This is a genomic window from Lentzea alba, assembly GCF_047445655.1.
GTDB classification, from domain to species: Bacteria; Actinomycetota; Actinomycetes; order Mycobacteriales; family Pseudonocardiaceae; genus Lentzea; species Lentzea alba_A.
The window spans coordinates 114303-122865 of the sequence record NZ_JAJAEG010000032.1 but is presented as its reverse complement, the minus strand read 5'-3'; the positions used below and the strand labels follow the sequence as shown (position 1 = coordinate 122865).

The following is an 8563-nucleotide window of genomic DNA, read 5'->3' as shown; positions in this document are numbered from 1 at the left end:
CCGCGTCCCCACGACACGCCGAGACCTAACAAAGTACTACTAGGTCTTCTCCAGGAACTCGGCCCGTTCCTCAGTCAGCAGCGTGGCCACCATCCCGGCCAGCCCGGGGTGCTTCTCCAGGTCCGGGTCCGCGTCCACCACCTGCTGGGCCGCCACCCGTGCGTCCGCGATGATGTCCTCGTCGCGCAGCAGCGACAGCATCTTCAACCCGGACCGCCGCCCCGACTGGGCCGCGCCGAGGATGTCGCCCTCCCGCCGCAGCTCCAGGTCCAGCTGCGCCAGCTCGAATCCGTCCAGAGTGGACTCGACAGCCCGCAGGCGTTCCATGGTGGCCGTCATCTCCGGCATCTCCGTGACCAGCAGGCACAACCCCGGCGCCGAACCGCGGCCCACGCGGCCGCGCAGCTGGTGGAGCTGCGAGACGCCGAAGCGGTCGGCGTCCATGATGGCCATGACCGTGGCGTTCGGGACGTTGACACCGACCTCGATGACGGTGGTGGCGACGAGCACCTGGACCTGGTTGGCCGCGAAGGCGCGCATCACGGCGTCCTTCTCGTCGGGGGGCATGCGGCCGTGCAGGATTTCGACGCGCAGGCCGCGCAACGGGCCGGCGGACAGCATGTTCGCCACGTCGATCACGGACAGGGCCGGGCGCTTGTCGTCGTCTTCCGAGGACTTCGCGGGTTCCTCGTCGCCGATGCGCGGGCACACGAAGTACGCCTGGTGGCCGGCGGCGACCTCTTCGCGCACACGGGCGAACGCGCGGTCCAGCCACGCGGGCTTTTCGCGCACGGGTACGACCGAGGTCTTGATGGGTGAGCGGCCGCCGGGTAGTTCGCGCAGGGCCGAGACTTCGAGGTCGCCGTAGACGGTCATGGCCACGGTGCGCGGGATCGGGGTCGCGGTCATCACCAGGACGTGCGGGTTCTCCTTCTCCCCCCGCGCCGAGAGGGCGGCGCGCTGCTCGACGCCGAAGCGGTGTTGTTCGTCGACGACGACCAGACCGAGCGAGTGGAACTCCACCTTCTCCTGGATGATCGCGTGCGTGCCGACGACGATGCCCGCCTCGCCGGTCACGATGTCGAGCAGGGCCTGGCGGCGTTGAGCGGTGTTCATCGAGCCCGTCAGCAACGTCACGCGCGTGGCGTCCTCCGCGCCACCGAGCTGACCGGCTTGGGCGAGGTCGCCGAGCATCTCGGTCAACGAACGAGCATGTTGTGCCGCAAGGACTTCCGTGGGTGCGAGCATCGCGGACTGACGGCCGGCGTCGACCACCTGGAGCATTGCTCGCAACGCGACCATGGTGTTGTGGGTGACCACGAAGTGATCGGTGACGTACAACTGGTCCGGGTGAGCGATCGAGATGCACTGGACAGGCTTGCGCCCAACGAACTCCACAGACCTGATCGCGCGCACCGGCTTCTCGTACTTGGTGCGTTCCTTGACGAGGTCTGCCTTCCGAGTGAGCCGGAACGGCGGAAACTCGTTCGGCAGGCGGAGGCTGACGAGGTGATACGTCTTCCCCATTTTCTCGACCGGGCGGACCCTGCCCGTGCCGCCGAGTGACTCAGCCAGCCAGCCGACCTGATCGGCGAGCCGCGGAGACGCCGACAAGAAGGTCACGTTCGAGCCCTGCTTGGCGGCGAGCGTGCCGTCGGTGTCCAACAGCCCCTGCAACAACGCGTGACGAACCTTGACTGGCGCAACGAGGTAGTTCTGCGGCAGGAACTTGTCCCTTGCAACGTGGCCGTAGACACCAAGCTCTCGCAGCGCGTTCAGAACCGGGTTCGTGCCCTTGCGACATCCGTTCACGAACCAGTCGTACTTGTTTGCCCAGTCCGGCTTGGCGAGGTGCGCCCCCTTTGGAAGGGCGGCCATCAGTTCGACCAGCAGCTCCGGGTCAGCGCTGGTGAACATCACCCTGCCGTTGAGCAGCGAGCCGTCCCCGATCAACAGTCCGAGCAGGTACGGGTCCAGCGGCCGTTCGGTCAGGCAGTCCAACTCGGGCGCTTGCACCACCGGCAGATGCCACTTCGACGCACCGCTCGCCGTGGTCAAATCGTCGCGGATCTCGCGCAACGTGAGTACTTTGACCGGGTTTCCGCGAGCTCTGCGCACGGTCGTGTTCACGGCCCACAGGTGCTCCAGGTCGGACTCCACGCTGCGTCCGTCAGAAAGCACCACCCGATAGACGTCTCGCTCGCCTTGGGGAAAGACCCCGGTCACGACGGTGATCTCACCGTTCGCCGCGATCACCTCGTCCCCAACCTGAACCTCACCCATTCGGATGAAACCGCTGGGCGTGAGCACGAGTGAGTCGAGCGGCTGAGCCTTGCCCGACCCGACTTCCCCTTGCAGCAAGCGGTTCATCGGCACAACAGACTCGATGTCCGAAGAGATCTGCGCGCCGACCTCGACCTGACCACCCGTCAGCTTGAACGGCAGCCGCGCGTCGAAAGCGTCCAGAATGCCGCCGGACCGGCGGGCACACGAAGGAGCCGGACGAGCGGTGGAAGCCTTGCGGCGCTGGGCGAGCGCGAGCTGCACGGCCAGGGCCTCGTCCCACTTCAGCCGTTGCTGCGCCACCGAGATCTGCGCCCAGCTGTCCGGGCGGTGGATCGCCCGCAGCGCCTCCTCCAGGCCGATCAGGCCCTGCTCCGAACGAAAGTCCTCGGGGAGCGGGTCGGAAGGCACGCCGTCCCAGATCTCCAGCAGCTGCTTCACGCAGTTCGCGATGTTCCACGTGTTGATGTGCTGCGAGGCCGGGTAGACGGGCAGGAAGGTCTGCAGGAACGACGAACCGTCCTGCTCCGGGGTGAGGATCTCGAACGCCGGGTGCACCAGCTGCAGGTTCTGGCGGTAGCGGCCGACCTTGCCGGCGAACAGCGCGCGGGTGCCCGGCAGCAGCTCCTGCTCGGCGACGAAGGCCACCTTGCCGAAGAACACCAGGTGCAGCTCGGAGGTGCCGTCCGTGATCACGGCCTCGGTCATGTGGCCGCGGCGCGCCTTCATCTGGCGCTTGGTGCACTTGCGGACCTCGGCCTGCACGGTCACGTGCTCGTCGATTTCCAGGGACCGGATGTCCGTCAGCTTCCCGCGCTCGTCGTAACGGCGCGGGTAGTGGCGCAGCAGGTCACCGACCGTCGTGAGGCCGAGGCCGGTCTCCAGTGCGTCGGCGGACTTCTTGCCGAGCAACGGCTGCAGCTTGTCGTCGAAGGAGATCATCGCGTCCCATTGAACTACTCGACACCGACAAAAATGACCGCGTCCGGCTGGCCGCCCGGATAGGCCGTCACCTCGACCTCCGGATGGGTGACCCGGAGATGGTCCTCCAGCACGTCGACCAGGCCGTCCGGGGCATCGGCGCCCAGGATCACCGTCACCAGCTCACCGCCACCGTTCAGCATGCGGTCGACCAGGCGGCACGACAGGTCCAGCAACGACTCCGCGGACGCAGGACCTGGCTCGATCAGCACGACCTCGCCGTCCAGCATGCCCAGCAGGTCGCCGGGCTGGCAGCGACCCACCCAGGTCAACGCCTCGTCGGCGGCGATCGAGAGCTCACCGCGGCGCGTGGCGGCGGCGGCCTCGGCCATCGCGACAACGTCGTCACCGGCGCGCCGGGAAGAGTCGTGCACGGCCAACGCGGCGAGAGCTTGCACGGGCGAGAACGTCGGCACCACCACTACGTCCTGCCCAGCAGCCTGTGCGTATGCCACGGCCTCATCAAGTGCCTCACGGATGTCCGGATCACCGGGCAACACCGCGACGTGACGCGCGCGCGTCGCCACGATGGACGACAACAGGTCCGTGGGCGTCGCAGGAGAAGTAGTGAGGTCGAAGACCGTGGCGCCCTCGGCACGGAACAGATCCACGGCGCCGCTCACCACCACCACGATCGAACGGTCGCGCACGAACCGCGAAGCCTGCGCGGCGATCTGGTCGGCGAACCGCGCCACCGTGATGCGGTGCGGACGCCCAGCGCGCACACCTGCCTCGATGGCCGCGCCGATGTCGTTGCAGTGCACGTGCACGGTCCACAGAGAAGCACCGTCACCCACCGCCGACACGCAGTCGCCGAGCAGGTTCAGCGAAACACGCAGCTCCACGACCGCCTCCTCGGAGGTGTCGTCGAGCAGGTACATGACCTCGTACTCGAACTCCGACGACCCGCTCTCCCGCTCGGTCGTCAGCGACTCGGGCGTGCGCGGCAGCAGCGGCGCGTCCATCGGCGTTTCCACGGTCTGACCGGTGATCACCGCTGCCAGTGTGTCCAACAACACAACGAGCCCTCGCCCGCCGGCGTCCACCACCCCGGCCTTGGCCAGCACGGCGAGCTGACGCGGCGTGTCTGCCAACGCGACCGCACCCGCGCGCGACGCCGCCATCACCACTTCGTCGAGCTCGTCCGACTCACAGTCGCGAGCAGCCTCCGACGCGGCGTGCAGCACCGTCAGGACCGTGCCGGGCACCGGATTGGACACGGCGGCGGTGGCCAGCTCGTCCGCTCGGTGCAGGCCCTTGCGCAACGCCGAACCGGTGACCAGCGAGACCTCCTGCACGGTCTCCGCCAGCCCCCTGAGCACCTGGGACAGGATCACGCCGGAGTTCCCGCGCGCTCCGGACAGCGCGCCGCGGGCCAACGCCGACAGCGCGTCACCGACTGTGGAAATGGGCGACCGCAGCAGCGCGTCGAGCGCCGACTGCATCGTGTGCAGCAGGTTCGTACCTGTGTCACCATCCGGCACGGGGAAGACGTTGATCTGGTCGATGGACTCCCGATTGGCGTCCAACGACCGCACGCACGCGTCCGCCCATCTGCGCACCGCGACCGCATCCATGACCTGCATGGCGGCGAGGGTATCCACCCGGTTTGGTCGCGGGTTAATCAACCAGCTACCCTAGCTGGGTTGCCGTGCCCGGTTGAGGCTTGTGCACGCTTGCGCGCCCACCGGGACGCGAGACTTACCGCTTGAGGAACCTGAAGGAGTGGCTGACGTGGCTGCCGTGTGCGACGTCTGTGGCAAGGGGCCGGGCTTCGGCCATTCGGTTTCGCACTCCCAGCGGAAGACGAACCGCCGCTGGAACCCGAACATCCAGTCTGTGCGCGCGAAGGTCTCGGCCTCGCAGCGCCAGCGGATCAACGTGTGCACGTCCTGCCTGAAGGCTGGCAAGGTCGTGCGCGGCTGATCACCGCCACAGCGCTAGAACTCAGAAGAGCCCGGCTCCGGCCGGGCTCTTCTGTTTTTTCACGCAGAGAACCACTACTCGAAAACCCATACAAGACGTGTAGTTGACTCGCCAATCAAGACGATGTTGAAACGCTCCTGAACTTACGCATACGTTGGATGTGTGCGAGTCCTGGTGACGAGTTGTCCGGGTTACGGGCACCTGTATCCGCTTATTCCACTCAGCTGGGCGTTGAACAACGCCGGGCACGACGTGCTGCTCGCGTTGCCAGACCAGTTCACGCAGGTGGGAGCCGCTACTGGCCTCCCGGCCACAGCGGTAGGACAGGTATCGATCCGGGAAGTTTTCCGAGACTCGAATCACACACTTTATTCCGGGAATGTGACAGAAGCTCTGATCGAGCACGTCACCGAGCATTACGCGAAAATCGCCCATTTCACGGTCCCCAAGGTGATCGATCTGGCCGAGAGATGGCGCCCGGATGCCGTAATGCACACACCGTGGGAGTACGCGGGGCCGATCGCCGCCGCACGACTCGGTGTTCCGCTCGTCCGGCACACCTGGGGTGTCGCGCTGCCACCGGAGCTGGCGCCCGCCGAGGCCGCGACCCTCGCACCGGTTCACCGCGAACACGGCTTCCCGGACGAGCCCGCACTCGAAGTGGACGTCTGTCCCCCGGCGCTGCAGTACCCGGACGCACCGGCCGGGTCGCCGATGGCCTACACCGCGTACAACGGCTCGGGCGTGCTCCCGTCGTGGATCTTCGAACCGCGCACCAGGCCGAGGATCTGCGTGACGCTCGGCAGCGTGCCCGTCCCCGGCGGAGAGCACGACCGGGTGCTGCGCACGGTGCTCGCCGGACTCGCCACGACCGGCGCCGAGGTCCTGGTGATCACCGGCGGCGGCGCACTGGATCCAGGAGCACTGCCGGCCAACGCCCGCGTCGTGGACTGGATGCCGCTCAACCAGGTGCTCAAGACGTGTGACGCCGTGGTGCACCACGGCGGATCGGGCACGACCATGACCTCGCTGCACGCGGGCCTGCCGCAGCTCGCGTTGCCGCAGATGTGCGACCAGCACCGCCACGCCGACCGCGCGGAAGCCGTCGGCGCCGCCGCCAAACTCATCGGAGACGACATCACCGCGGAATCCGTCCGTGACCACGTCGCCTGGCTGCTGGACGACCCGGCACCACGCGTGGCAGCGGAGAAGATCCGCGACGAGATGCGGGCACTGCCGCCACCCGCAGCCGTCGCCTCCTCCCTCATCGCCCTAGTGGAGGCGCAATCGTGAAGACAGTCGTGGTGACCGGCGCAGGTGGCTTCATCGGCTCGCACGTCGTGGAAACCCTGCTGAGCACCGACACCCGCGTGATCGCCTTGTACCGCACGGACCCGCCGCCGTTCACCGCGCCGAACCTCCAGACGTTCCCGCTGGACCTGCTCGACGAGAACGAGCTCCGCGCGCTGCTGCGGTACGCGGCCCCCAACGCCCACTCGGTGATCCACACCGCGGCGATGGACGGCAACGCGGCGTTCAAGCGCGACAACACCGCTCTCATCTTCGACACGAACCTGCGCATCGGGTCCAACGTGCTGAACGCCGCACGAGACGCGGGCGTCGAGAACGTCGTCCTGGTCAGTTCCGCCGAGGCGTCGGTGGAGTCGGACAACGGCTACGCGCTCTCGAAGTCCGTGGTGGAGCTGCTGGCGGAGCAGTACCGCAAGCAGTACGGCATGCGGATCCTGCTGCCGCGGCCGTCGAACGTCTACGGCCCGCGCGACAAGCTCGACCGCGTGATCCCCGCGATGATCAACCGGATCGCCTCCGGCCAGGACGTCGAGATCTGGGGCGACGGTTCGCAGACGCGGTCGTTCGTGCACGTGCACGACGTCGTGGCGGCGATCCTGCAGATGATCGCCCACCACACCGACGACGTGCTGACCGTGGCGACCCGCGAGACGATCTCGATCCTCGAACTCGCCCGCACCCTCTGCGCGCTGCTGGACGTGCCGGAACGGGTGCGGCTCGACCTCACCAAACCGACCGGCGCGCCCGCACGAGCGCTCGACACGACGCGGATGTACGAGCTGGTGACGCCGCGGCCGTTGCGTCAGGGCCTCGGTGAAACCGTGTCCTGGTACCGGTCGACGCTGCCGCTGGCGGCCTGACGCCGCAGGGCCCGGTGCACGAACACCAGACACGCGACACCGCTGAGCAACGCACCGGTGCCGCCCAGCGCGAACACCGCTCGCGGGCCCATGACCAGCAACAACAACCCTGCAGCGGCCGTACCGACCAGGTTCGCGCCGGTCACCATCGACCCGACCGCGGCGAACGCACGGCCGCGCATCTCCTCCGGGGTGCGCAACCGGACGATGGCGTTCATCGTGACGTTGTCGACGCCGTTGGAGATGCCACCGATGAGCCACCCGATCCCGGCTGCCACGACGAACGGGAAGGCGGCCGGGATCAGCACCGCGATGCCCGTGGTGATGCCGGTGATCGCGAGCGCGTAAGCGACCTGGGGAACGGTGTTCAGCCGAGCGGCCAGCCGGCTTCCGACGAGGATGCCGACCGTCCAGCACGCCTGCATGGCGCCCAGCAGGAACTCGTCGCCGTGCAGCACGAACCGCACGAACGCGGGGTCGGCCACGTTGATCACCACGACGGCGCCGACGAAGAACGCCAGCCCGATGATCGCCGCGAACAGCACGGGATCCCGCCGGACGTGCCGAATGCCGGCGAGCGCACTGGGACGCGCGGAGTGTTCACCGGTAGGCCTGCGTTCCGACCTCACGAAGGCCAGCAGCGCCGCGTAGACGACGAACGTCATGCCGTCGATCACCATCGCGGCAGGATGTCCGAAGAAGCCGGCCAGCAGCGCACCACCGGTGACGCCGGCGATGTTGCCGACACTGCGCGCGGTGCCGATCCACGCGTAACCCCGCGTCGCTTCTTCTTCGCCGGCGATGTGCGGCACCAGAGCGGACGTCGAGGGCACGGCGACCGCAAGGCCACAGCCGGAGAGGAACACCAGCGCCACCACGAAGGCGGGCTGGCCCATCAACGGCGCGATGGCCGTGATCGCGACGCCCTGCAGAAGCAGTGCGGAGATCAACAATCTGCGGTTGGGCAGCCGGTCGACGAGCTGTCCCGCCAAGGGTGCGCCGAGCACGATCGGCAGCAGTTCGGCGACGAGGATCGCGGCCACCAGCAACGAGCTGATCGGTGTAGCCCAGAAGACCAGCACCAGCAGCGACAGCGAGTTGCCGAACTGGGAGACGGCCGCACCGAACGCCAGCAGCTTCAGATCACGATTCCCCCGCATGATTCCCGACGCTAGTCAGGAACCAAGCGGGGGCAATCGATT

The 8563-nt window shown here is 67.7% G+C and carries 5 protein-coding genes and 2 pseudogenes; 3 read left to right on the top strand and 4 right to left on the bottom strand.

What is annotated here, in order from left to right; translation table 11 throughout:
* Window positions 1–39: 39 nt before the first annotated feature.
* The 3 genes and pseudogenes from LFM09_RS39760 to LFM09_RS39750 all read right to left on the bottom strand — a co-directional run.
* A pseudogene (locus LFM09_RS39760) lies at window positions 40–1704 on the bottom strand (helicase-related protein); the annotation flags it as partial.
* 1023 nt (window positions 1705–2727) lie between these two features.
* Window positions 2728–3225 (bottom strand): annotated as a pseudogene (locus tag LFM09_RS39755) (OB-fold nucleic acid binding domain-containing protein); the annotation flags it as partial.
* 14 nt (window positions 3226–3239) lie between these two features.
* The gene (locus LFM09_RS39750; protein ID WP_414101795.1) at window positions 3240–4850 is read right to left on the bottom strand and encodes a DAK2 domain-containing protein; all 1611 of its coding nucleotides are present in this window, start codon (window positions 4848–4850) and stop codon (window positions 3240–3242) included.
* A gap of 148 nt (window positions 4851–4998) precedes the next feature.
* On the opposite strand from LFM09_RS39750, the gene rpmB reads away from it, so the two are divergent.
* The 3 genes from rpmB to LFM09_RS39735 all read left to right on the top strand — a co-directional run bounded on the left by rpmB (window position 4999) and on the right by LFM09_RS39735 (window position 7361).
* A complete protein-coding gene (rpmB, locus tag LFM09_RS39745) occupies window positions 4999–5190 on the top strand; it encodes a 50S ribosomal protein L28 (RefSeq protein ID WP_030467945.1) in 192 nt (63 codons plus the stop codon).
* Window positions 5191–5352: 162 nt separating this feature from the next.
* Window positions 5353–6483 carry a nucleotide disphospho-sugar-binding domain-containing protein gene (locus LFM09_RS39740; RefSeq protein WP_414101794.1) on the top strand — a complete coding sequence of 377 codons (1131 nt, stop codon included), beginning with the start codon at window positions 5353–5355 and terminating at the stop codon, window positions 6481–6483.
* On the top strand, window positions 6480–7361 hold the full coding sequence (locus tag LFM09_RS39735) for an NAD-dependent epimerase/dehydratase family protein (protein WP_414101793.1): 882 nt from the start codon (window positions 6480–6482) through the stop codon (window positions 7359–7361). The genes LFM09_RS39740 and LFM09_RS39735 overlap by 4 nt, the downstream gene beginning before the upstream one ends.
* Here LFM09_RS39735 and LFM09_RS39730 read toward each other — a convergent pair.
* Complete coding sequence (locus LFM09_RS39730) at window positions 7304–8521, bottom strand: MFS transporter (protein ID WP_414101792.1); 1218 nt, start codon at window positions 8519–8521, stop codon at window positions 7304–7306. The genes LFM09_RS39735 and LFM09_RS39730 overlap by 58 nt on opposite strands.
* Between the last annotated feature and the right edge of the window lie 42 nt (window positions 8522–8563).

Coding starts and splice junctions, on each gene's coding strand:
- LFM09_RS39750 (WP_414101795.1), bottom strand. CDS start 4,850: ATGCAGGTCATGGATGCGGTCGCGGTGCGCAGATGGGCGGACGCGTGC.
- LFM09_RS39730 (WP_414101792.1), bottom strand. CDS start 8,521: ATGCGGGGGAATCGTGATCTGAAGCTGCTGGCGTTCGGTGCGGCCGTC.